The organism is Parvularcula sp. IMCC14364 (assembly GCF_030758415.1).
In the GTDB taxonomy this organism is placed as follows: Bacteria; Pseudomonadota; Alphaproteobacteria; order Caulobacterales; family Parvularculaceae; genus Aquisalinus.
On the sequence record NZ_CP132334.1, the window covers coordinates 1,559,955 to 1,584,944 of the forward strand.

General features: G+C 52.1%; 15 protein-coding genes. 10 read left to right on the forward strand and 5 right to left on the reverse strand.

The genetic code is table 11. The features are described from left to right. Positions 1-104 precede the first annotated feature (104 nt). Positions 105-1,256 carry an anhydro-N-acetylmuramic acid kinase gene (locus tag RAL90_RS07530; RefSeq protein WP_306253901.1) on the reverse strand — a complete coding sequence of 384 codons (1,152 nt, stop codon included), beginning with the start codon at positions 1,254-1,256 and terminating at the stop codon, positions 105-107. Between the two features lie 229 nt (positions 1,257-1,485). Here RAL90_RS07530 and tyrS point away from each other — a divergent pair, with 229 nt between their 5' ends. Next, entirely contained in the window at positions 1,486-2,766 is a 1,281-nt protein-coding gene (gene tyrS / locus RAL90_RS07535; protein ID WP_372340450.1) for a tyrosine--tRNA ligase, read from the forward strand. Between the two features lie 15 nt (positions 2,767-2,781). Here tyrS and RAL90_RS07540 read toward each other — a convergent pair whose 3' ends face one another. Continuing rightward, on the reverse strand, positions 2,782-6,276 hold the full coding sequence (locus RAL90_RS07540) for an AsmA-like C-terminal domain-containing protein (protein WP_306253903.1): 3,495 nt from the start codon (positions 6,274-6,276) through the stop codon (positions 2,782-2,784). A gap of 164 nt (positions 6,277-6,440) precedes the next feature. Here RAL90_RS07540 and bcp point away from each other — a divergent pair, with 164 nt between their 5' ends. The 4 genes from bcp (at position 6,441) to RAL90_RS07560 (ending at position 10,008) form a co-directional block, all read left to right on the forward strand. Next, a complete protein-coding gene (bcp, locus tag RAL90_RS07545) occupies positions 6,441-6,908 on the forward strand; it encodes a thioredoxin-dependent thiol peroxidase (RefSeq protein WP_306253904.1) in 468 nt (155 codons plus the stop codon). 2 nt (positions 6,909-6,910) lie between these two features. Continuing rightward, positions 6,911-7,723 carry a ferritin-like domain-containing protein gene (locus RAL90_RS07550; protein WP_306253905.1) on the forward strand — a complete coding sequence of 271 codons (813 nt, stop codon included), beginning with the start codon at positions 6,911-6,913 and terminating at the stop codon, positions 7,721-7,723. A 187-nt stretch (positions 7,724-7,910) separates the two neighbouring features. After that, positions 7,911-9,242, forward strand: coding sequence for a M23 family metallopeptidase (locus tag RAL90_RS07555; protein WP_306253906.1), 1,332 nt, complete (start codon positions 7,911-7,913; stop codon positions 9,240-9,242). Continuing rightward, entirely contained in the window at positions 9,226-10,008 is a 783-nt protein-coding gene (locus RAL90_RS07560) for a polymer-forming cytoskeletal protein (RefSeq protein ID WP_306253907.1), read from the forward strand. Before RAL90_RS07555 ends, RAL90_RS07560 begins: the two co-directional genes overlap by 17 nt. A gap of 69 nt (positions 10,009-10,077) precedes the next feature. On the opposite strand, the gene prfB is transcribed toward RAL90_RS07560, so the two are convergent. The 3 genes from prfB to RAL90_RS07575 all read right to left on the reverse strand — a co-directional run bounded on the left by prfB (position 10,078) and on the right by RAL90_RS07575 (position 15,584). Continuing rightward, positions 10,078-11,188, reverse strand: a protein-coding gene (gene prfB, locus RAL90_RS07565) for a peptide chain release factor 2 (RefSeq protein WP_306253908.1) whose coding sequence is annotated in 2 segments (ribosomal slippage) — positions 10,078-11,118 and positions 11,120-11,188 — 1,110 coding nt in all. Because the reading frame shifts where the segments join, the coding sequence is not laid out codon by codon here. A gap of 36 nt (positions 11,189-11,224) precedes the next feature. Then, positions 11,225-14,032 (reverse strand): penicillin-binding protein 1A, encoded by a 2,808-nt coding sequence (locus RAL90_RS07570; RefSeq protein ID WP_306253909.1) that lies wholly within the window; start codon positions 14,030-14,032, stop codon positions 11,225-11,227. A gap of 172 nt (positions 14,033-14,204) precedes the next feature. Continuing rightward, positions 14,205-15,584, reverse strand: a complete 1,380-nt coding sequence (locus tag RAL90_RS07575) for an N-acetylmuramoyl-L-alanine amidase (protein ID WP_306253910.1) — start codon at positions 15,582-15,584, stop codon at positions 14,205-14,207. 526 nt (positions 15,585-16,110) lie between these two features. Here RAL90_RS07575 and RAL90_RS07580 point away from each other — a divergent pair. The 5 genes from RAL90_RS07580 (at position 16,111) to RAL90_RS07600 (ending at position 24,971) form a co-directional block, all read left to right on the forward strand. Next, a complete protein-coding gene (locus tag RAL90_RS07580; protein WP_306253911.1) occupies positions 16,111-18,801 on the forward strand; it encodes an Rne/Rng family ribonuclease in 2,691 nt (896 codons plus the stop codon). Between the two features lie 128 nt (positions 18,802-18,929). Then, positions 18,930-20,312 (forward strand): M48 family metalloprotease, encoded by a 1,383-nt coding sequence (locus RAL90_RS07585; RefSeq protein ID WP_306253912.1) that lies wholly within the window; start codon positions 18,930-18,932, stop codon positions 20,310-20,312. A gap of 100 nt (positions 20,313-20,412) precedes the next feature. Next, on the forward strand, positions 20,413-21,198 hold the full coding sequence (locus RAL90_RS07590) for a DsbA family protein (protein WP_306253913.1): 786 nt from the start codon (positions 20,413-20,415) through the stop codon (positions 21,196-21,198). Beyond that, a complete protein-coding gene (locus RAL90_RS07595; RefSeq protein ID WP_306253914.1) occupies positions 21,198-21,623 on the forward strand; it encodes a VOC family protein in 426 nt (141 codons plus the stop codon). The genes RAL90_RS07590 and RAL90_RS07595 overlap by 1 nt, the downstream gene beginning before the upstream one ends. Before the next feature lie 201 nt (positions 21,624-21,824). Beyond that, the gene (locus RAL90_RS07600; RefSeq protein WP_306253915.1) at positions 21,825-24,971 is read left to right on the forward strand and encodes a TonB-dependent receptor domain-containing protein; all 3,147 of its coding nucleotides are present in this window, start codon (positions 21,825-21,827) and stop codon (positions 24,969-24,971) included. Positions 24,972-24,990 lie beyond the last annotated feature (19 nt).

Genomic DNA, 24,990 nt, shown 5'->3' on the forward strand with positions numbered 1-24,990 from the left:
TTTTAGGCGTTGATGTACCAGCATGGATAATGGCCACATCAAACCATAAAAACTGCCCGCGAAAAAGGCCAGCAGGCAAGTTGCCCTCACCTTTCTGGCTGATGTCAGACAGGCTTTGTATGCAGCATACCGCCAGTGAGTGGGCGGTTTATGCGCGTTGTGCCGGGATAGCTCAGTGGCAACTTGCGCAAGGAGCGCACCGCCAGATAGGCAAAACACTCGGCCTCGAGAAAATCACCACGCCATCCCGCGTCACTTGCAAGCATGACAGGCGCTGCCAACCGGTCGCGGATTTCCGCCATCAGGACAGGATTATGCCCGCCGCCGCCAACGACAATCCATTCGCCCGGTGCTGCAGGCAAAAGGCTGACCGATCTTTCAATACACGCAGCGGTAAAAGCAGTCAGCGTTGCGGCACCATCCTGCGTGCTCATTTCCTTTATGTGATCAATCTTGAAGTCATACCTGTCGAGTGACTTCGGCGGCTTCCGGCGCAGGTAAGGATTTAACAGCATAAGCCTTAAAACCTCATCCTGAACCTCGCCAGCGGCCGCATACGCGCCGTCTTTGTCCATCCGCTCGCCGGTCTGAAAGTCCACCCACTGGTCAACAAGCCCATTGCCCGGCCCGCAATCAAAGGCAACCATCTTCATGGGATCACCATCTGTCGGTATCCAGGTGACGTTTGCAACACCACCAATATTCAGCACACAGACAGGGTGCTTCCTGTCAAGCTTACGCACAAGCACCGCATGATAGACGGGCGCAAATGGCGCCCCCTCACCACCTTGCGCCATATCGTTCAGGCGAAAGCCATCAACAACATTGATGCCCAGTTCTTCCGCCATGATCTGCCCGGACCCAATCTGCCAGGTTCGCCCAGGCGCAGAGCGGTCAATCGGCGGACGGTGCAGGATGGTCTGGCCATGAAAACCGATCACATCAATCTCTTTTCGGACCAGATGATGCTTTTCCATGAACTTCTGTACTGCGCGTATGTGCGCCGAAGTCACTTCATCAATGGCATTGGCTATCTCGTTAGCTTCACTGCGCCCCTCAAGGGCTGCCTTGATTGCCCGCTGCACCCAGACTTTTGTCATCCGCGGATAGGGTACGCTGAGGGTTGGACCAGCCTCAATCACATCCTCACCATCCGAGCGCAACAACGCCACATCGACACCATCCAGTGAGGTACCTGACATCAGGCCGATAGCGGTAAGGGGCTGTGATTGCGTATTTGGAGCACTGGGAAGCATATGAAGAGCCTGAAATTTGCGTTCGTTACTTTAAGCGCGAGTCACATATTTTCCATAGTCGCCGTGACCGCCAATTCTGCCCTACTCACTTCTGGATTTTGCCTGCGCTTTCCGATACGAAGCGCGCTTCAAACTTTGATCAATTACCCGGGAGCGCCGCATGGCTGCTTATAAATCAGATTTCCTGAATGTTTTGTCCGAGCGGGGCTATATTCACCAGTGCACAAACATGGAGGCGCTCGACAAACGGGCTGCCTCGGAAACCCTGACAGCCTATATCGGCTTTGATGCGACAGCGACAAGTCTCCATGCAGGCAGCCTGATCCAGATCATGATGCTATACTGGTTTCAGCAGACCGGTCACAGGCCGATTGCCCTGATGGGCGGCGGAACGACAAAAGTTGGTGATCCAACCGGCAAGGACGCTCAGCGCAAACTGCTGACGGATGACGACATCAACAACAATCTGGCAGGCATCAGGAAAAGCTTCGCACCGTTTTTGTCATTCGGTGACGGACCGACCGATGCCATCATGGTCAACAATGACGACTGGCTTTCGCAGCTGAAATATGTCGATTTTCTGCGAGACTATGGCATTCACTTTACAATAAACCGTATGCTGACATTTGACAGTGTGAAGTTACGCCTTGAACGCGAAAGCCCCATGACCTTTCTCGAGTTCAACTACATACTCATGCAGGCTTATGACTACCTTGAACTTAATCAGCGCTATGGCTGCGTGTTGCAGATGGGTGGCTCAGACCAGTGGGGCAATATCGTCAACGGCGTGGAGTTGTGCCGGCGCGTAATGGCGTTAAAAAAGAAGGACGCTTACGACAAAGCAAAATTATCACAAAACCTAACTGGAACTGACTTTCCCGTTGCAGAAACAGAAGAAATGATTAACCTAGATGAAAGTGAAGTCTTCGGGCTGACGACGCCCTTGCTGACGACAGCCTCTGGCAAAAAAATGGGCAAGACAGAAGGCGGCGCCGTGTGGCTCAATGCTGACCAGTTATCGCCGTATGACTATTGGCAGTATTGGCGTAATACGGAAGATGCTGACGTAGGGCGGATGCTGCGCCTCTTCACAGTGCTGCCACTGGATGAAGTTGCGAGGCTAGAATCTCTCGACGGTGCCGAGATCAATGACGCCAAAAAAATTCTCGCCACTGAAGTCACAGCCCTGCTGCACGGACGCGCTGCGGCTGAAGAAGCCTCAGAAACAGCAAGGCGCACGTTTGAAGAAGGTGCATCTACCGGTAATCTTCCAACTTATGAAATATCATCAGACGCTCTGGCCGCAGGGTTGGCAATCTACACGCCTTTCAGGGAAACTGGCCTGATCGGGTCAAATGGTGAAGGCCGCAGACATATAAAGGCAGGTGCGCTTAAAGTGAACGGGACTGCCCTGACAGAAGAGCGTGAGCTAACCGGCGCTGATGCAGTCGATGGCGTTATCAAACTGTCGATCGGAAAGAAAAAACACGCTCTGGTTAGGCTTGTGTGAAGACCTGACCAGATTTTATGGCTGACCGTCAGGCAGGGCCTGGGGGGTATTCCCATCTTCCTCGTTAAGTTGGTTTTCCATCTCTTCAAGTTGCTCCGCAGTCGTCGCAAATTCCAGCTGACTGGAAAGTTCGGAAGCAGAAATAGCCTGATCGAGCAATTCAACGGTGCTTTTTTGTCCTGCACGCACAGGCTCAAACAAGCGCCTGAAAACACCTGGCGTCAGTAACGACAACGTATTGACAGTAATAGTTGGCTCGTTCACCGGACCGTTCAGCGCATAGGAGAAGGCAACGATGCCCTCTCCCTCACGGGACACGAAAAGTTCTCCCAAACCTGGTAACCTGCCAAGCATCGAATTCACCTGATAAGCAGGCGCAAGCGCCCCGTTGATATCCAGAGCATTATCAGTGAGATTTATGCCGCCGTTTACAGAAACACCAATCGAAGGGCTGACGATACGGGCGTCCACTATGTTCAGAGAGCCTTTGTCGAATTGCATATCTGCCACAACCTGTGACACTTCAATGCCTTCACCACTCAAGAGGTCAGCCAGACCGTCCAGCGAGACAGCGGCGAGCAGCCGCGCAATCAACGGCGTATCAGTCAAAACAAGATTGTCGGCCGTAAACGTGCCGGCAACTGGCCCGCTGTTGAGGAACGTCGCAGTATAATCTGCACGCCCCCCTTCAATAGACGAAAACCCGAATATGCCTTCAGCCAAGGCGCTGAGATTGTCTGTTTGCAGTTGCAGATTGCGACCGATCTCATAATCCCGGGCCTTGCTCATCGTTGCAGCGACATATCCGCCAGCAGCGAAATTGCCTGACATATATACGTCATTCACTTTCTGTCCGTCATGAGAGAAACTGGCTTCGAAATTGTTGAGATTAACGTTGTTACGCAGCTGTAACGTATCCAGATCAGTATGCACCAGCAGCGGTACAGGCCAAGTGTCTGACGCTGCAGCATCGCTGTTGCTTGCGCCGGCACCACCTTTGAGCATATCCGCCATCAAGCTATCCAGACTCAAGTATCTTCCTGAAAAATCAGCCCGCAATACGTCTTTTTCGAGTGCGACAATGGCCTTGAGGTCAACCTTGTCTGTGATTGACAATTCACTACTCTCTGCCCTGATGAATTTTCCCTCTTGATCGAGCAGTATCTCGCCAGCGAAACGCAATCCAGGTGCCGTAACCCTTATGTCATCAATTCGCCAAAGGGCCTGTCCGGTTTCCCTGTCAGGCGGCAGAACCATTACAGAAGCCTTGCCGGGTTCACCTCTGGATTTACGCCAGTCGACAGGTTCAAGATAAAGCTCAGCATCCAGAAGGTCTAAATCTATGGAAATGGTTTCATACGCGTTATTTTTTTCAAAAACCTGCAGAGTGTAACCTGCTGTCCCGCGCATGAACCTGCGCAGTGATATGCCAAATTCATCTGCAGCGCGTGCATCAAGGCGTCCACTTGCAGTAATTTTCGTATCTTCACTATGGGTAAACTCACGGAAATATTCAAAGTTGACAGGCGTACCCTGCAACTCCGCATCGGCTTTCACATCAAGGCCATTCCAGGATATATCCAGTGTTCCCCTGCCTTGCGTCAGATCATAAGCGGCGATCGCATTTGCGAGGCTTAAATCCGTAAATCGTCCCGAGCCAAAAAACTCATAATCGTCGATGGGCACAAAAGACAGCAAGGGGCGTGTTATCCGGAAATCAAACTCACCTTGCCCTGAGAAGTCATTCGGACTGAAACCACCTTTGGACACGAAACCAAGTGGCTCTTCATCCACGACAGACAGAATATCAGGTATTGCGCCATCCAATCGCACTGAAAAAATACCACGCGATCCCTTCGGATAAAAATTCGGCATCTCGATCTTGCCGTCAATGATACGAACATTGCCTATGCGTCCGCCTTCTGCATCGAGGAACATACTGTTGCCCCCCAGAACAGCCTTGCCATCAAGGCCTCTGATCGGCGTGACCCCCGGCACAAAATAGGATGAGGCATCTGTCAACGTGAACGACAGGGACATGCTGTCCTCGCCAATGCTGGTGGCAGGTTTGATGGCGCCGCGCGGCATGTCCATTTCAAATTTTATGTCGGATACCTTGCCGGAAATAACATTGGATTTGACCCAGCGTCGTGCCCCGTCCGCAAGTACAAGCGGCCACCCTTTGAGCACTTCTTCAATCGTCAGCACACCCTCAAAAGATGCAGATGACCTTATGCCGGGCGACTGGCCGGATGCCTGCGGCAGAAGAATATCAAGCGATCCGGCCAGTTTTTTGCCAAAGAAATCAACATTTAACTGATCGAAGCGAAGGGTTTCCGTCGCCACCTGGTAGGCTCCTATGAAATCCAGCTTCGCTAACGGCAAAGGCTCCTGCAACCTTCCCGGAAAGTTCAGAAGCATATCCGTACCTTCAAGGTCATAGGTAATTTTATCCGGGGCAAGTGATTGCCCATTGGCCCATGGCCCGAAACTCAACAAGCCACTAAAAGTGCCGCGGTTGCCGCTCCCCTCATACTGAAGTGTTTCAATATCAAATGTCCTGTCCTGATCTGAGTAATCAGACTTCAGAACAAACCTGTCAAAATCATATGCCGTGTTGGCAAAAGTCAACGTACCGGTGCCAGCCTCCACATCAATTTCCGAGCCCTTGAGCTGGCCGGAATAATCAATGGAAATCTTCAATGATCCGCTCAAATCGGTATTGATGGCAGTTCCCTCTTCCGGCCCGATAACCAGACTGAGCAGCTCGGACACGGGGACAGCATCGCTACGCAACGACAGGATGATTTCCTCTTGCGGATCATTCAGACTGGCAGAAACCGCGAGCGTGCTTGTGCTTTCCCCAAGTTGAAAAGTAGCCGTCAACTCGGATTCATACCCATAATCAGTTCTCTGAACAGTCGCTGCAGCATTCGATGTCTGCCAGACCTTGCCTGTCACCTCGTCCCGAAAGACAAAACGTGTATTCTGGAAAACCGCTCCTTCGAATAACCGCTCTGCTGCGGGTTTCAGGGTTCTTCCCTGAAGCAGACTTTCGAGGGCGTTGCTGCGCGACGGCGCTTCATCCGAATTCGCAACACCAAAATCGAAAGAACGGTCAGCGCGGCGCCTCACCGTAATATCCGCGTTGAGAATTTCAATGTATCTCGGGCTGATCTGCCCTTTCAGGAGGTCGGATGTCTGAAGCTTGAAAGCCAGCTCGGGTAACTCGAGCAACTGTTGCTGGTCCGTGCTGGTAATTTTCAACCCGTAGATGCGCAGGCGTACAGGACCGTCCTCGCCTTCATCGCGCGACAGCAGGACCTGCTCAAAGGCAACATCACTACCGTCAGCCAGTCTGGCCTCCAGTGTTCTGGAAAGCTGCGGCTTGAGAAATCCAAGCTGCAAACCACCGTGTGAAATTTTCCAGTGCGCGAAAAAGAACAGCCCCGCCAGCACAGCAACGCCAAGCGCCAGCCCTTCTAGGCATAATACCAGGGCTTTACGCATTTGCTTTTTCATCAATGGGACCGGTGAACCTGACTACTCTTCAACCTAACAATTGATAGCGCTGCACTGCAACAGCTGTCACCTGAAATGTGCAAGGAATTGAGTGGCTTGTTTGTAATGGAGCGATATATGAATGGCTTCGGAGATTTGTGAGGAGACGATACATGAGCGCAGTAGCAGCAGGCGACAAAGCACCAAAATTCAGCCTGGAAGCAGATAATGGCGAGACGCTGAAGCTGACTTCCTTCAAGGGGCGCAAACTGGTGCTTTATTTTTATCCAAAAGATGACACACCGGGCTGCACCAAACAGGCAATCGGCTTTACGGAGCGCCTGCAAGAGTTTGAAGCGCTTGGTGTGACAGTCCTTGGCGTGTCAAAAGATACGCTGGAAAAGCATAGGAAGTTTCGCGAGAAACATAAGCTCGAGGTTTTACTGGCGTCCGACCCAGAGGGAGAATTCATCGAAGCCTACGGCTCCTGGGTTGAAAAAAATATGTATGGCAAAAAATATATGGGCATTGAGCGCTCGACATTCCTCATTGATGAGAAAGGGACGGTTCAGGAAGTCTGGAGAAAAGTGCGGGTGCCCGGTCATGTGGACAAAGTACTGGCCCGCGTGAAAGAGCTGTAGCGTTGTCTGAGCGCGATATCATCAAGGCATCTTGCGCCGTTCTGCAAACTGGCGACGCCGTTCTCAAGGCGGATTATGCGCGGTGCGTGGCAGCTGGATGGCAACGCGGCGATATTTCCTGTTCTGCAACCAATGTGACGTATCCGCCTGACAGACCTTCACGCCCGGACAGACCAGAACTGCAATCACCCGGCAAAATGCCCCGCAGACGACTGGGGTCAGTTCATGGGCGTCAGGCGCTGCTACATGCGATTGCGCATATAGAGCTGAATGCCATAGATCTCGCCTTTGATATGATTGCCCGTTTCAGTGGCGATCTGCCGGATCAGCAGCGCTCCGACTTCATTTCAGACTGGATCAGCGTTGGCGATGACGAAGCCCGCCATTTCATGATGATACAAGAACGCCTGGTGCAGCTGGACAGCCATTATGGTGCCCTGCCTGCTCATGATGGACTTTGGGAGGCCGCTGAAGCCACGTCAGATGATATTCTTGCAAGGCTATCTGTTGCACCGCTGGTTCTGGAAGCCCGGGGACTTGATGTGACGCCGGGCATGATCCGGAATCTTACCTCTGTGGGAGACCTGGAAAGCGCTACCCTGCTGCAAACCATCTATGATGAAGAGGTCGGGCATGTGGCTATTGGCGCAAAGTGGCTGAAGACACTTGCCCGACAGCAGGGGCAGGATCCGGCGACCTGCTTCAGGCATTATGTATCATCCAGGTTCAAGGGAACGCTGAAAGAACCGTTCAACCATGACGCGCGGCAACTGGCTGGTCTGGAGCGACACTTTTACACAAATATAATACACTAAGCCTAGTTTCATGGTTAATGTCCGCCTCGTATCGCTGTGAGCCATGAAAAAACTTGATGCATTCCGAAATATCCCTGTTGCGCTTTGTGGAAAGATTTGTTGCAATGCTTTCGTGGGGACAGGCGTTTGGGTTGCTTTTTGCATGTGCCGGTCAGGTGATGCGCTTAAGCAGATAAGGGTAAAGTAAATGAGCCAGAAGTCTGGCCAGGTCATGCGTAAACTTGGCCGTATCTTTCGGGAGCGGCAGATATACCATCGCAGCGATGGTGTTGTCAGGTTTATCAAACTCTCCACACGTACACAGGTCGGTCTGGCCAGTGTCATGCTGGTTGCTCTGTGCTGGGTTGCCTATTCCTCCGTCAATTTTGTTTTCAAAGAGCAGATCATTCTCGCCAAGGACCGCGAAAAGCGTAACCTCGAGGTTGAGTATCGCGTGAAGCTCAGCGAAGCCGAAGAAGCGTATGATGATATCAATACGCTCAATGTCATTTTCTCTCAGAAATTTGACGCCGCCATTTCCCAACTTGAGAATCGCCACGAAACCCTGCGGGCCATTGTTCAGAATAAACGCGCCATGGATGACAGCATGGAGGCTCTGGCTGCGACGCTTTCTGGTGTGGGTGACCCCAGCGGGCAGCAAATCAAGAATGGCAACCGCATTATGGCGGACCCGGTTGGACGCGAACCTACGCCTCGACAATCCAGAGAAGCGCGAATCCGCGAAGATGCCTTGCGGGAAGTCCTTTCCAGCGAAGTCTCGGTCAATATTGAAAATGAAGTGCTTGCCGACATGCGTCGCAAGACCGCTGAACTAAGTGCACGCCAGATCGTGCTGATGGCTGGCGTGGAAGAAGAAGTACGCGACAAGATCGCGGAAATCGAACGGATTATTGAACACACGGGTGTCGAGAATGAGTTGCTCTTTGCCCGCGCCCCCAAGCAGGAAGACAATCTGATCCTCGCCAGCTTTGAAGATGCGCAAGGTGGCCCTGATATTCACCCGGATAACATTTCCGGCCAACCTTCCGTTTATTTTCAAGCCGCGAACAGAATTGCGGCCAGCATGGATGAGTTGTCCCTGCTGACAGCAGCCTTATCAACTGTGCCGCTTTCTACGCCGACCGCAGAACCGCACAGAAAAACAAGTTTCTTTGGCGTACGCTGGGACCCGTTTAATCGCTCAAAACGTCAGGGACATTATGGCCTTGATATGCGTGCCGGATGGAATTCCCCCGTGCTGGCGACAGCGCCAGGTCGCGTCAGTTTTGCCGGTGTCCGTAGTGGCTTTGGCAACACGGTCGAAATCGACCACGGCAATGGATATGTAACCCGCTATGCTCATCTCAATCGGATCAAGGTGAAATCGGGGAACAAGGTAGACCTTCATGATACGATAGGACTCCTGGGCAGCAGTGGACGCAGCACAGGACCTCACATCCATTATGAGGTGCTCTACAAGGGGCGACAAGTTGATCCGATGCGTTTCATAGAGGCAGGCAGATATGTTTTCGAAAGCTAAGAAAAATCAGGACGTGACATCAGAGCTGGTAGAGATTGGCGACACGCCAGATCGCACACCGGCAAGACCGCCGGCCAGTAAGGCGCAGCAGAAGTCTTCTTCCCGGATGAGCGGCAATAACAGACGGGCCGTTCCCCGGGCAACGGGTGTGCCATCTCTCATCAGCGGAGATGTCATTATCAAGGGCGTTGTTGAAGCTGAAGGCGAAGTACAATTCGACGGTATCCTTGAAGGGGATATCCGAGCGAAAGGTCTTGTGATTGGTGAAGGCGCGGCCGTGAAAGGCGAAGTAGTCGCTGACAAGGTCAAGGTTTCCGGCACAATCGAAGGCGCAATCCGCGCCGGGCATGTCGAGTTGTCTTCTTCAGCACATGTCAAAGGCGATATTCTTCATTCGGCGCTGTCTATTGAAAATGGTGCCCGCTTCGACGGTAACTGCCGCCATTCTGATGACCCGATGTCAGACAGTTCAGCGGCGCGCGCAAAAGCAACACCCAAGCCTGCCGTGACCAAGCCAGTTGCGGCCATGGCCGCAGTGGAAGCTGCGCCAGCCCAGGAAACTGAACCAATGCCAGCCGAGCTTGAGAATTCTCTCAGCGAAGCTGCATCGCAAAAGCCTGCTCTGGTAGATGTAAATGCTTCAGCCGCAGTTGAAACCGATCAGCGCCAGGAGGCAGAGGAAGCACAGGCCACTGTCGCCAAAAAAGTGCAACCATCGCAGGGCTCATCATTTCTGAGCCGTGGCGGAAAATCTGATCTCAGATAAAGTCTCCCTAGTGAGAGACTGAAAAGCAGCCTCCTTATGAGGCTGCTTTTTTATTGCTGTTTAGATAGCTTAATCGTCTGTGTTGCCTACTTTTGCGGCAAGTGCCGCTCCCAGGAACTGGTCAATATCGCCATCCAGCACCGCATCAGGGCTTGGACTCTCAACACTTGTGCGCAAATCTTTCACCATCTGATACGGCTGCAGCACATACGATCTGATCTGGTGCCCCCAGCCAATGTCTGTTTTTGTCGCGGCGTTGGCTTCAACTTCCTCTTCGCGCTTTTGAAGCTCGACCTCATAAAGACGCGCGCGCAGCATGTTCCAGGCTGTTGCCCGGTTCTTGTGTTGAGAGCGCTCATTCTGACACTGAACCACAATATTGGTCGGTAAGTGCGTGATGCGCACGGCACTGTCTGTCGTGTTGACGTGCTGCCCGCCGGCCCCCGATGCCCGATAAGTGTCTATGCGACATTCACTCTCGTTAATTTCAATATCAATCTGATCGTCAATGACCGGGAAAACCCAGACAGAAGCGAACGAGGTATGTCTTCTGGCATTGGAGTCATAAGGCGAAATACGCACCAGCCGATGCACACCACTTTCTGTCTTAAGCCAACCATAAGCATTGTCGCCTTTGACAAGAACCGTTGCCGACTTGATGCCAGCTTCATCGCCAGCCTGCTCTTCGAGTATTTCGACCTTTCGGCCGTGCTGTCCGGCCCAGCGCACATACATGCGTAACAGCATGGCGGCCCAGTCGTTACTCTCTGTGCCACCTGCCCCTGCATGAATTTCCACATAGCAGTCATTGCCGTCAGCCTCACCCGAAAGCAGCGCTTCAAGTTCTGAGCGTTCAGCACGCTTCTGCAAGGCAGAAATCAGTTCCTGTGCTTCGTCAAGAGAAGCGCTGTCGTCTTCTTCTTCGGCAAGTTCAGCAAGCGCCAGATTGTCCTCCAGCTCCAGATCTATTTCAGTCAGGGCGTTGATCTGGTTCTCAAGCTGAGTGCGCTGTTGCATCAGCTTCTGGGCACTTTCGGGATCGTCCCATACAGTAGGGTCTTCTGCCTGCTGATTTAATTCGTCGAGGCGGGACTGGGCAGTATCCCAGTCAAAGACGCCTCCTCAGCAGTTCCAGCGACTGCCTGATTTTTTCTGCGTCATTTAAAATCTCTGCACGCATGATTACAGAAACTCCTGTCTGTCAAAAGAGGTTGGATCAGTATAGGCCGCCGAGAACATCGTCAATGGCTTCGTCTGCATTCCCTTCGTCCACAGATTGGCCATTGATACGGAAGCGGCTGCTGCCTTCTATATCATCCTCTGCCTTGAAAGCCTCGAGTATGACATTAGTTTCGCCGGGACGGGCAGGCTTGCCTGTTTTTGCATTAACACGAACAAGACGAATACCTGATGGGATCCTGAAGGGAACGCCGGTCTCTTCTGCCAAGGCTTTCTCCATGAACTCACCAAAGATCGGAGCAGCAACAATACCACCCCCTTCACCCTGTCCCATGGTTTGGGGCATATCAAAGCCAACAAAAATACCCACAGCCAGATCGGGAGAAAACCCGACAAACCAGGCATCCTTATAGTCATTCGTCGTGCCGGTTTTACCGGCAATCGGCTTGTCGACCACCTTGCCCACGGAAGCACCTGTGCCGCTGCGGGTCACCCCTTCCAGCATGGAAACCATTTGATAAGCTGTGCGCGGATCAATCACCTGCTGGCGCGTATCGGGAATGAATGGTTCATTCTGGTCTTCCCAGCTAACCTGCTTGCAATCCTCACAGGGGCGCTGATCTCTGTTGTAAACTGTCTCACCATAGCGGTCCTGAACCCGATCAATAAAGATCGGCTCAACCCGCCGCCCGCCATTCACAAACATGGTATAAGCGGTGGTCAGACGAAGCAGGCTGGTCTCTCCAGCCCCGAGTGAAATTGCAAGCTCGCGTTGCAGGGTATCTGATACACCAAAACGCTCCGCATACTCGATAATAAGGCCAATACCGATATCCTGCGCCAATCGTGCAGTCATGGTATTCCGGGATTTCTCAATGCCAAGGCGCAGTGTGCTCTCGCCATAGAAACTGCCTGCCACATAGTTGCCTGGCTTCCACCAGTCATCCCCCAGGCTCGGCGCGACAAAAGGCGCATCAAGGACGAGTGAAGACGGTGTGTATCCATTATCCAGGGCAGCAGCATAGACAAATGGTTTGAAAGTTGAACCGGGCTGTCGCCTTGCCTGTGTGGCCCTGTTGAACTCAGACAGTCCGAAAGAAAAACCGCCGACCATGGCCTTTACGCGACCCGTATGCGGATCAATAGCAAGCATACCGCCATTTACGGCAGGTATCTGCTGCAAGGCATAAAGATCAGACGACCCGCTGCTACCCTCACCAGTCCATTGATCAACATAAACAACATCACCTGCTTTAATGACATTGCGCAAATCCGTAACCGCCGGGCCTATTTCATTTACCGCCACATAGGCTCTGGCCCATTCGGCTGCGGCCAGCGGTATCTCGCCTTGCGTGCCATCCAAAAGGCCGATGCTGGCCCTGCCCTGCTGGCTGTCAAGGACAACAGCGATTTGCCAGGGCTCCAGGTCTTGATGATAACCGTCAGCTTTCTCAAGCTCATCTTTTTGCTCGCTCAGGAGGGCCTGCCAGATAAAAGGCGGCTCCTCGCCCTCGCGCACTGTCTCAGGCTCTTCGCGTAGAGAAAGATCCGTCGGCAACTGAATAGTTGTTACCGGACCGCGCCAGCCATGCCTTCGATCATAGGTAACCAGCCCGTTCCTCAGAGATTCCTGTGCAATTTGCTGCAATCTCGGATCGAGCGTGGAACGCACCGACAAGCCACCATCATACAAGGCTTCAATGCCGTAGCGGTCAGCAATCTGTCGACGAATCTCCTCAGCAAAATATTCCGTATCAGACGTTCTGGCGCCAAGTGGTGGTGCGACAACGGCGCCTAATGGCTCTTCCTGAGCGAGTGTCGCCTCTTCTTCTGTAATTGCGCCATCTTCGTACATGCGGTTGACAATCCAGTTGCGTCGGGCAATCGCGCGATCCACATTATAAACCGGGTGGTAGTTACTGGGGGCTTTTGCCAGCGCCGAGAGATAGGCAGCCTGCGCAATGCTTAATTCCTGAAGAGGCTTTTCAAAATAATTCAATGCCGCCGCCGCGACACCGTATGAACGGTTTCCGAGATAAATCTCGTTCAGATAGAGTTCCAGAATGTGATCTTTGGTAAAAGTCTGCTCCATGCGCCGGGCAATAAGCATCTCGCGGACTTTGCGTTCTATCCGCTGCTCACTGCTCAACAGGAAGTTCTTCGCCACCTGCTGGGTGATTGTAGAGCCACCTTCGAGTGGGGCGTTACTGAACCCCAAATAAGATGGGATATTATTGATCTGTGCCCTGAGGATGCCCCGATAATCCAGACCGGAATGCTCATAAAATGACTTGTCTTCGGCGGATAAAAAAGCCTGCTTGACGTGGTCAGGAATGGCATCAATGGGCACGAACAAACGCCGCTCTCTTGCGAACTCAGCAACCAGTGTGCCGTCCCCAGCATGAACCCGCGTGGTCACAGGCGGCTCATATTCAGCCAGTTGCTCATAGGCTGGCAGGTCAGCCTTGAGACCGTTGATGTAAATCATCGCATAGATGAGTGCTCCCAGCGCCAGCACAAGACCGAATGCGGCAAGGCCACCAACTATTTTCAGGCCAAGAATCCATTTGGGGGAGAGTGAGCCCAGGAATTTCTTCCTGTCTCCACTATCTTTGAAGCGCGTGCTCGCAGGAACAGCGCGCTCGGCCTTGAGGGCATCGGAAGCACCAGACGCCTTTTGCGTGCGTGGTGCATTTGCCGTGACTGCCGCAGCGGGTTCATTGCCAGCGGGCTTAGCGCCTGACTCAGCCTTGGGCTTCCCGCCGGGCACCTTTGGCGCCGGTTCATATTTTCCGGAAGCCTTGAGTGGTTTTCCGGGTGCTTGATTTGACGGTTTGTCGGACATGCCTCTTCCGCGATTTTGACTCTCCAATGCCATGGAGAATTACAGCTTTGGTGCGTTATTGCCAGTGATTCAGGAGGAAGTAGATAAAAAAGATGGCCAGATAGAGGCTTTTACCAAACAGGTCAGCTGTGCTGGCGTAGCGTCCCTTTCAATGTGATCACCTTCTATGTGATCAACGGGCGCCGCCCGCCCGCATGGCCTGTCGGATGGGGCGGTTGGCCAGAAAATAGGAATCAATGGCGTCCGCCACCGCTGTCACCGTTTTCTGCCGCCAGGCACGTGAATTGAGATTGAGTTCGTCTTCGGCATTGGAAATGAAACCAAGTTCCAGGAGCACCGCGGGTACATCAGGTGCCAGCAACACAACATAACTGGCTTCCCGGTGTGTATTGTTCACCATCTGTACGGTGCCTTGCAGTTCGTTGATGAGCAGATTGGCAAATCTTGTCGACGAATTGCGTGAGTCTCTGGAGGCGATGTCCAGCAGCATGGCACTGACATCCGGATCACTCTCGTGTATTTCCTCGTTATAGAGGACAAAGTTGCCCTCACTACGGACCTGATTGGCAAGCCGTACTGATCCCTTGTCGGACAACGTATAGACGGACGCACCGCGAATATCCGGAGATGGCGCAGCATCAGCATGGATCGAAATGAAAAGATCAGCATCTTCCACGCGTGCCTTTTCAATTCGTTCCTCAAGTTCAGGGTAAGTATCCCCTTCCCGCGTGAGGATGACGCTGTAGCCGCGCGCTTTCAGCAACTCCCGAAGCTGCCTGGCTGCAGCAAGATTGACGGTCTTCTCATAAACGCCGGTTGGCCCGACGGCCCCGGGGTCCCTGCCGCCATGTCCGGCATCAATGACAACCAGATGCCGCTCAAATACTGGTTTGACCCTCGGTATTGGCGCTCTGGCAAGCAACTTCTGCTGACGCGACTCTGCGACCGCGGCTTTTTCGGCGAGCGCTATAGCCGTCTCGATATTCCCGTCTGTGTCAGTTTCTGCGAGAACTTCCGGACTTGCTGCAGCCGGGTCATCCGCTGGCGCCAAGGGCCCGTAAACCTGTCCCAAAGCACGAGAGAAATCCTCTTCAGTACCGGCGGCTACATCAATGACCAATCTGTGATAGCTGTTTTCCCCTTTAGGCTTGATCAGGAAAACAGATGTGGGGACAGCAGTGCGTACGAGATCAAAGATCAGTCGTGACCGACCGTCTTCTCCGGCGCGATACGCATAGGTGCCAACATGCCCAATGCCATTTCCAGTGCCCGCATCGCTACCATTATTGCCGAGGTTGAAGCCTGATTTCTCAATCTCAACGCTCACTGCCTTGCGATTACCGTCAAGATTACGGGCAAAGACACGATATTTGACTTCACCGCTTACATCCAGAACGATGCGGGTTTCCCCCTCATCGCTGACACCAAAGCGCACATTCTCGACGCGTGGCGAATCACTCGCCAAAGCCTGCCCGGAAAGACACACGAATGCGCCCAGCAGAAATGCTGAAAAAAAATGGCGGAGCCGGATATTAAACTGAACTGAGATCATTACGCTCCATTGCATGTTGCGCGTATATTTTTCTAAGGCTGTTTCTCCACAGAAAACAACCTCAACCGAGCGCGCAACATCGCCAAACGAGTATTAAATTAGCATTAACCAAATGCAAACCCGGGCATGCGAAAGTTATTGTTGTGGTTTTTGCCAATGTAAGGCAGTTTGGCCACAACGAGTCAGTCCATGATTGATATCAGAAAATTCCAACGGATCAGCGGCAGAGTTGATTCAGCGGGACGAACGGTCGCAGTGTCCACGCGATCGCGCAGCGCTTACCAAGGCGCGCGACAGGGACAAAAATTTTACACCGTATGGTCAAAACAGACCTGACGGCCAACCATTCAAGAAGAAAACGCCATGTTTTCACCAGCGCAAACCAATAACTCATCTCGTCAGGCAGGACCTGAAACGAGCGCAGTTGCGCGGTTTGGCTCACTATTGCTATCACCGCTTGTGAAGACTGGCCCCAACATCAGCGAAGACTCCGGATATCCGGGTAGCCTTCGCGGAGACCAGTTACATGTCAAAGAAAATGCTAATCGATGCAAGCCACCGGGAAGAAACCCGGGTGGCCATGATTTCCGGAGGCAAAGTTGAAGATTTCGATTTTGAATCCCTTTCGAAGAAACCACTAAGAGGCAACATATATCTCGCCCGGATTACACGGGTAGAACCATCCCTGCAGGCTGCCTTTGTTGAATATGGCGGAAACCGTCACGGCTTTCTTGCCTTCACAGAAATACATTCCGACTATTACCAGATACCTGTTTCTGATCGCGAAGCCTTGCGCGACGCAGAAGAACGCGAAGCGGATCTGGCGCAACAGCTAACGGCCCTCACCGGTGATGAAATCGATGATGATACACCCGATGACGATGGCATTATAGCCACTCCTTCGGAAGATGATGCTGTGCAGGAAGACGATTCTGAAGACGCGCCAAATGAAGAAGGTACGCCGGAAGCAAGCACCTCTGACGAGGCTTCAACAGAGCAGGATGATGAGTCTGGAGAGGCTGATAACGCGGCTCTGTTGCATGATGTCCTTGCTGACAAGGAAGTCTCTGCTGAATTGAATGAGAACACCCCTGAGGCGCAGGATAACGACCAGGAAACTGATGAGTCATCAGATGAAAATGATGATGCTGAAGTCGAAGCCAACGCCGATGCGGAGAAGAAACCACGTTCCGGTAATGGCAAGTCAGAGGCACGCGAGCGGGCTCGTCTTGAACAGCAATACCAGCAGGCACGGCGCGACCGGGTCAAGCTTCTCAAAAATTATCGCATTCAGGAAGTTATCAAGCGCCGTCAGATCCTGTTGATTCAGGTCGTAAAAGAAGAGCGCGGCAACAAGGGTGCTGCAGTCACGACCTATCTTTCACTGGCTGGCAGATATGGCGTTCTGATGCCCAATACTGCCCGCGGCGGCGGCATTTCGCGCAAGATCTCCAATGGCGCCGATCGAAAGCGCCTCCGCAATGCAATGAATGATTTGAGCATCCCGCAAGGTATGGGGCTCATCATTCGTACCGCTGGAGCAAAGCGGACAAAGTCAGAAATCAAGCGCGATTTTGATTACCTTTTGCGCCTGTGGGAGACCATTCGCGATCTGACCATGAAGTCTATCGCCCCTTGTCTGGTATATGAAGAAGCCAGCCTCATCAAACGCGCCATTCGCGACCTTTATGATAAAGAGATCAGTCAGGTCATCGTTGAAGGCGATGCAGGCTATCGTGAGGCCAAGGACTTCATGAAGATGCTCATGCCATCTCATGCCAAAAATGTTCAGCCCTACAAGGAAAGGGTCCCCCTCTTCGTCAATTATAAGGTCGAACCGCAGCTTGATGAAATGTATCAGCCTGTGGTGAAGCTCAAGTCTGGTGGATATCTTGTCATTCAGCAAACCGAAGCGCTGATATCGATCGACGTAAACTCAGGTAAGGCAACCAAAGAGCGCAATATTGAAGCAACAGCCTTGCGGACAAATCTCGAAGCCGCCTCTGAAGTTGCCAGACAGTGTCGCCTGCGTGACCTTGCCGGTCTGCTCGTCGTTGATTTTATCGATATGGAAGAGAACCGGAACAATCGCAGCGTTGAGAAACGTCTGAAAGATGCCATGAAACCGGATCGTGCCCGTATCCAGTTCGGACGTATTTCCAATTTCGGGTTGCTCGAATTGTCCCGCCAACGCCGACGCTCCGGTATTGTGGATGGCACTACGACTGCCTGCCCCACCTGTAATGGCGCAGGTGCCGTTCGTTCAGAAGAGATGGCTGCCTTGCGCATCCTCCGCTCTATTGAAGAACAGGCGATCAACGGACGGGCTGGGGTGATTTCAGCCGCGACCTCCACGGATGTGGCACTGTTTATCCTGAACCAGAAACGGGACTGGCTGAATCGCATTGAAGAAACCTATGCGCTCGGTGTTGAAATCGTCGCAGATCCACAAAAAGCCGGCGATCAGTTTGACATTGAAAAGCGTGGCCCGGCGCGGGAGATGGATCGTCCGGTCGCCGTCGTAACGGCTGACCTGGCAGAGATACCAGAAATCCCCGATACCAGTGATGACTCACCAGAGGCTTCTGGAGATGAGGAAGATAAGCCAGCGCGTAAGCGTCGGCGCAGACGTCGCCGCAAGGGTAACGCCGGCGAAGAAAACGGCTCCAGCGAAACAGAGTCTAAATCTGCTTCCGAAGAACCAACGGAAGACCCCGGAGAAGACAACACAACCTCAGGCGACGACGAGGAAGGTGGCCGCAAGCGGCGTCGGCGCGGTCGACGTGGCGGAAAACGCAACAGACGCAAGCAGGGTGAGGAAAGTTCAGAAGCTCAATCTGATGACAATCAGAAAAATGACACTGAAGAACCTTCTGAATCCGATAGTGAAGAGCAGTCTGCGCAAAACAAATCGCCCGTGAGTGATGACGCGGAAACTGTCCCAGATGCTGTGGACCAAGCATCTGAGAATTCAGATGTTGTTGAGCCACCCAAAAAACCTCGCAGGAAGTCCACCTCGGCCAGGCAGAAAAAAACTGAAGACAAGTCCTCAGCTGCTTCAACTCCCGAGGTTGAAGCCATTCCTGAAGCTGCAAATGACCCTATAGAAGTCCAACCAGCTGAGATTCAGGAGGCACCGCCCTCTGAAGAAAAAGACACGGATCCGGACAAGCCCAAGAAAACCGGCTGGTGGTCGAAAGCTCTTGGTCGCTCCTGAATCAGAAGCTCAGCGTTGAAAGCGCATGACTCTTCGCTTTCAACGCTTGAACCTGTCGTTATTTACACTTTTATATACCGCATAGGACCAGCACATTAGCGCAGACAACAATTAGACCGGAGAAGACCGTGTTAAGGCAAAAAAAATCCCTTCGTTTTGTATTCATTTTGCCAATCTTTTTTGTGCTCAGTTCCACTGGTGCTTTTGCCCAGTCATTCCTGCGGGATGCAGAGATTGAGCAGTTTCTGGAGGATTATTCACGACCTCTTTTTGCCGCAGCAGGACTGCCAGCTGAGAGTGTTGGCATTCACCTTATCGGTGACCCGAGTCTCAATGCATTCGTCGCGAATGGATTGAACATGTATATTTTCACCGGCCTGATCACGGCCGCTGAAATGCCAAACGAGATTGAAGGAGTGATCGCGCACGAAACTGGCCATATGGCAGGTGGACATCTCCAAAGATCAGATGAGGCCATAAAAGCTGCCAGCCGCCCCATGATGTTGAGTCTTGTCCTTGGTACAGCGGCAATTATCGCCGGGGCACCTGATGCGGGCATTGGTATCATCGGCCTTGGCCAGCAGGTTGGGCAGGCAAATTTTCTCAGCTACAGCCGCGGACAGGAATCCCGCGCAGACCAGGCGGCAATCACTTATCTTGACGAGGTAGGCAGCTCCAGTCAGGGGTTGGTCGACTTCTTCCGCAAGCTGCGAAATCAACAAATCATTACATTCAACCAAGCCAACCCTTATTATCAGACCCACCCTCTGGCCAATAGCCGAATGACAGCCCTTGAAGCCCGTGTTCAGGAGTCAGAGAACCTTGAAAACGTCGATACTGAGGAAGAAATACTCCGGTTGAAAATGGTTCAGGCGAAGATCCATGGCTTCCTGCAGAACTCGCAGACAACGTTGCGCCAGTATCCGTTGGCGAACACATCCGCCCCCGCCCGTTATGCCCGCGCGGTCGCATATTATCGCAGCTCCAACCTCGCGGCAGGCCTTCGCGAAATCGACAGCCTCATAGCCGAACAACCTGACAATCCATTCTTTTTTGAACTCAAAGGGCAAATGCTTTTTGAGCACGGCAAAATTGCCCAGTCAGTTGCGCCACATAAGCGGTCCTCGGAACTGGCCCCTCAATATGCGTTGCTGAAGGTCAATCATGCCCGCGCCCTCGTCGCTCTGGAGCAGGAAGGGCCGCTGTCCGAGGCCATTGATATTCTGAAACTTGCCCTGAACATGGAACCTGACAACATCTTTGGCTGGACGGAACTTGCTCGTGCTTACAGTGCTGTCGGCCGGGATGACCTTGCCGCGTTTGCCACGGCAGAAGCGTATTTCAATGCTGGCGTCCCGCATGAGGCGCATCGCTTTGCGACACGCGCCAGAAAAATGCTCAATGAGCAAACGCCCGAATGGCGCCAGGCAAATGACATTATCCGGGCAACAGCCGAAGACGCGGCCAGATTCCAGCGGCGCAACCCTGACCCCGGTGGCCGACGCGGATGATTGTCGCCTTTTCACATTAACGTGTATATGCAATAGCGACTTTTTCTCACCACAAATTTTGCCTACATCTTGCACAGGTCTAAGCACGCAGGGTTATATCATGAGTAAATTCAAAACATTCACCGCCCTCTCAGCCGTTCTTGTGGCAGCAGCTGCCCTCGGCACTTCTGTAATATCTGGCTCACAGGCGCAATTTTCCGGGAAAGATCAGGACCGGGCTGCCCTGGAAGAGACCATTCGCACCTACATTCTCGAAAATCCTGAAATCATTGCTCAGGCTCTGGACCGTTATGCTGAACAGGAAGCGCTGTTCGAAGAGGCGCGCATTCAGGAAAACCTCTCAGGACACCTTCCTGCACTGCTTGGCAGCGAAGATGGATATATCATGGGCGCCCAGGGCGATGCTGCAAAGGTCGCCGTGATAGAACTCTTTGACTACCATTGTGGATATTGCAAAAGCGCCGCGGATTACGTCGCCAAGATGATTGAAACGGAAGATGATGTTCAGTTCGTCTTCCGTGAGCTGCCGATATTGCGTGAAGAGTCGGAATATGCCGCCAAGATTGCCCTCGCCGCTCGGGAACAGGGCCGTTACAGCGATTTGCATTTTGCCCTGATGGATGCTTCTGGCTTGCTGGATGAAAAACGGATCGACGATATTGCAAAAAAGGCCGGCCTAAATCTTGGGTCTCTTCATTCAAGCCGTGACTCAGCAGCTCTGGATGAGGTTCTCGAACGCACGCTTGAAATTGCCATAGACATTGGCCTCACCGGCACGCCCTCTTTTATCGTGGCTTCCACTGATGGCGCGTACACCCGCATCATCCCTTACTGGGATGCTCAGGAGCTGGAAGAAGCAATCGAAGAAGCGCGTAACGCCAGCTGATGCAAAACGCGCCTCTCGTTCCATTCCATCTCGCTTTTCCCGTAGATGACCTGGAAGCCGCCGAGGCATTCTATACGACCGTGATCGGTTGCAGAACAGGGCGACGCTCCGACAAGTGGATAGATTTCGACTTTTTTGGTCATCAGGTTGTCGCGCACCTCTCTAATTCAGCGCAAAACGAATCAACCAACCTTGTAGATGGTGAAAACGTGCCTGTCAGGCACTTTGGTCTCGTTCTGGACAGGCCTCACTGGCAGGCTCTCAAAGAGCGAATCGAAAAGAGTGAGACCAACTGGCTGGTCAGGCCGCAGATTCGCTTTGAGGGACAAACGGGAGAACAAGGCACCTTTTTCGTTGCTGACCCGTGCGGGAATGCACTGGAATTCAAGTATTTTGATGATCCGGAGCAGATTTTCCGGACCTGAAACCGTCAGCCAGCCGTGTCGCCTCCCCCCTGTTGGTTAACGCAAACCCTAGCGGCAACATGGATGTGTCAAAAGGGTAACACTTTTCCCGAATGTAATGATTAACCCTCTTCTCCCCTTGTGTAAATTTTCAGAAACCTTACCGTCGCGATGGGTTATACCACGGGTTTAATTCGTAACAACGCAACTTAAGAGGATAAAATGGGTACTCTAGACCTTAAAAAGTGGCTCCTGGGCTCCACTCTGCTGATCGGGGCATCAGCGGTGGCATTTGCACCAGCAGCCTATGCACAGGGCGTAAGCTCAGACGGCGTTGCCGTTATCGATTCAGATGACGAAGATGAAGCTGATGATGATGACCAGGACACGGTTGTTGTTACAGGTTCTCGCATTAAGCGTGATGGCTTTTCTTCAGCATCTCCTATTCAGGTTATCGACGGCGAATTGGCTCGCGACATTGGTTTGATTGATGCTGCTGATTTGGTTCAACAGTCTAACGTGGCACAAGGCCAGCAAATCGACCTCGGCCTGTCCTCTTCAGCCGGTCTTGCCGTTCAGGACAACATCTCCGGACCTGGCGCTGCCAACCTTAACCTTCGCGGTTTGAATGCAAATCGTACTCTGGTTCTTGTAAACGGTCGACGTCTCGCTCCTTCAGGTGTGCGTGGCGCTCCTTCAGGACAAGATGTAAACCTCATTCCGGGCAGCTTGATTGAACGTGTTGAGATACTTCTCGATGGCGCGTCCTCAATCTACTCTTCAGATGCTGTTGCTGGTGTTGCAAACTATATCCTTCGCTCAGAGTTCGATGGCGTTGAATTCGATGCTTTCTACACGTATCCAGAACTTGGTGGTGGTGAGGCAGGTCAACAACAAGTGTACACAGGTACTTTTGGTGTTAGCAACGACCGTGCATTCTTGTCGGCTGCTATCGAATACTCCCAAATTCAGAACGTTACTCGCGAACAGTTTGGTGATTTCTATGAAGCATTCGATACTTGTTCTCGTACGTTCATGCGTGGTGCTAGCGGCACAATCTACGACGAGCGTTGCGGCAACGGCACAATCGGCGCAGGCGTACTTCAGTCACCATTCGGTTTTCTAATCTTTGACGAGAACGCTAACGAACCAGGTCTTCCGCCGGGCTACCGCCGTGCAGTAATTAACGCGCAGACACTTTTCCCAAGCAGTACAGACCTCCTGATCCACCCTGAGAATCAGGACGATAGTATTTCACCTGATTTCCGCAGGACGACTGCTTATCTGACTGGTGAATATGACCTGTATGCTCTTGGTAATGCATCTGCATATTTCGAGGGTTCTTACGCCTTCCGTGAAACAACTGACGTTGGTTCCGGACAAGACAGTATCCCCATTCCTGGCGCTTATCCATTGAACCCATTCAATGATGTGCTTCCTGAAGATATTGCTGCTGTAAATCTGTTCTTTACCTCACAGGTAACAACAGAGACAGACGTTGACCAAAGCCGGGTTACATTCGGGCTTAAAGGCGATAATCAGTTCTTCAACAAGATTGGTGATCTGAACGACTGGACTTATGATGGTTACATCAGCTACAGCCGCTCAGAAGGTACTGACCTGATTACCGGTTTGCTTGCTGGTGATAGGGTCATTCGCACACTCGAAGGTACAACTGAGGATCCAAATTCCGGTGCTCTTACCTGTGACCCTCTTGTTCTTGATGATGATTTCTCAGGCGGCTTCCCAAGCTTCCCGTGCTTTGTGGCCGACTTCTTCGACCCATTCTTCATCGCGAATGGCCGTTTTGAAGACGAACAGCTGAACCGTTACTTCTTCCCAACCCGGTTCTCTCGGACTGTTCTGCAGCAAACACTGATTAACGGCTTCACAACAGGTAATCTTGCCAAGCTTCCAGCGGGTAATCTTGCGGCAGTTATCGGTTTTGAATTCCGTGAAGATGAAATCGAAACCCAGGTAGATCGTGCTGCTTCTGGTAACGAACTTGTCAATGACTTTATTGACTTGGGTGCTAACGGTCGACGCTCACTGATCGAAATCTTTGGTGAAGTCGAAATTCCACTTATCGCCGACAAGCGTTTGGCGGAAGAGTTGACCATTAACCTGTCAGGTCGCTGGACTGAAGAAGAAAACTTCGGTGCTCAAATGACATATAAGGTTAATGCCATTTATGCTCCAACAGACTGGCTGACATTCCGTGGTACTTACGGCACTTCCTTCCGCGCACCGGACGTTGGCGAGCAGTTTGGCTCTAACGTGGCTGACTTCTCATCTCTTCGTGGCGCTGGCGACCCGTGTCTGACCCCTGGTATTGCCTTCGAAGCTGTCGATAGTGATAACGATCCAAACACTCCAGTTGATCGTATCTATAATCCAGACCTCGACCCTCGTGACCCTGAGCTATTGCGTCAGTGTCGTGAAGGTGGTGGACCAAACGGATTTGTCGGAGTTGATCCAACCAACTTTGGTGTACAGGGCGCGGGAACCAATAACCTCGTATTCCTTGGTGTCGGTACTCTGGTAACAGAAGGCGCAAGCCAAAATCTTTCACCAGAGACATCTACAGCATCTACAGCTGGTTTTGTTATCGATAAGAATAATATTGGCCCACTTGATGCCTTCAGTTTCTCTGCAACTTATTTTGATATTTTGATTGAAGATGAGGTTGTAGAGCTTGGTGAAAACTTTATCATCAATGACTGCTACGATGCTGTTGGTGGACTTGATACTGATACATGTTCACTGTTCACGCGTGATGCGAATACTGGCTTTATCACACAGGTTGATAACCTGCTGATTAACCAGGATTCACGGTCAACTCGTGGTGTCGATATGGCCCTGCAACTTCAGGAAGAGTTCTCTCTGCCGAAATTCAAGCAGCCATTTGACTTTACACTCATTGGTAACGTGACACGTGTTCTTGAGCAGGAAGAGCTGCTGGGTACACCTGGCGCAGCTACCTTGGACGATGATCTTGGCGAGCATGGTAACCCACGCTGGCGTGGTAATGTGACAGGTATTCTCGGTTACGATAACTGGAATTTCCTGTGGAGAACACGCTATGTGGACAGCACATACGAGAGTAATGTTGATCCTATCGACGAAGATACAAGTTTCTTCAGCCCTTGCTTGCAAGCAGGCGAAACAGCTTGTGAGTTCTACGATACGGCTGAGCCTTACTTTGTCCATGACTTGACAGCTGCCTACCGCGGTGATGGCTTTGCATTGCGTGCTGGTATCAATAATGTCGAAGATGAGCAGCCACCGCTCGCCAACGTACCATTCCGTGGTGTTGGTTATGATATTGGTGGACGTACTTACTTCTTCAACGTCACCAAAGCATTCTAATCTTGGTTTCAAGTTAAAC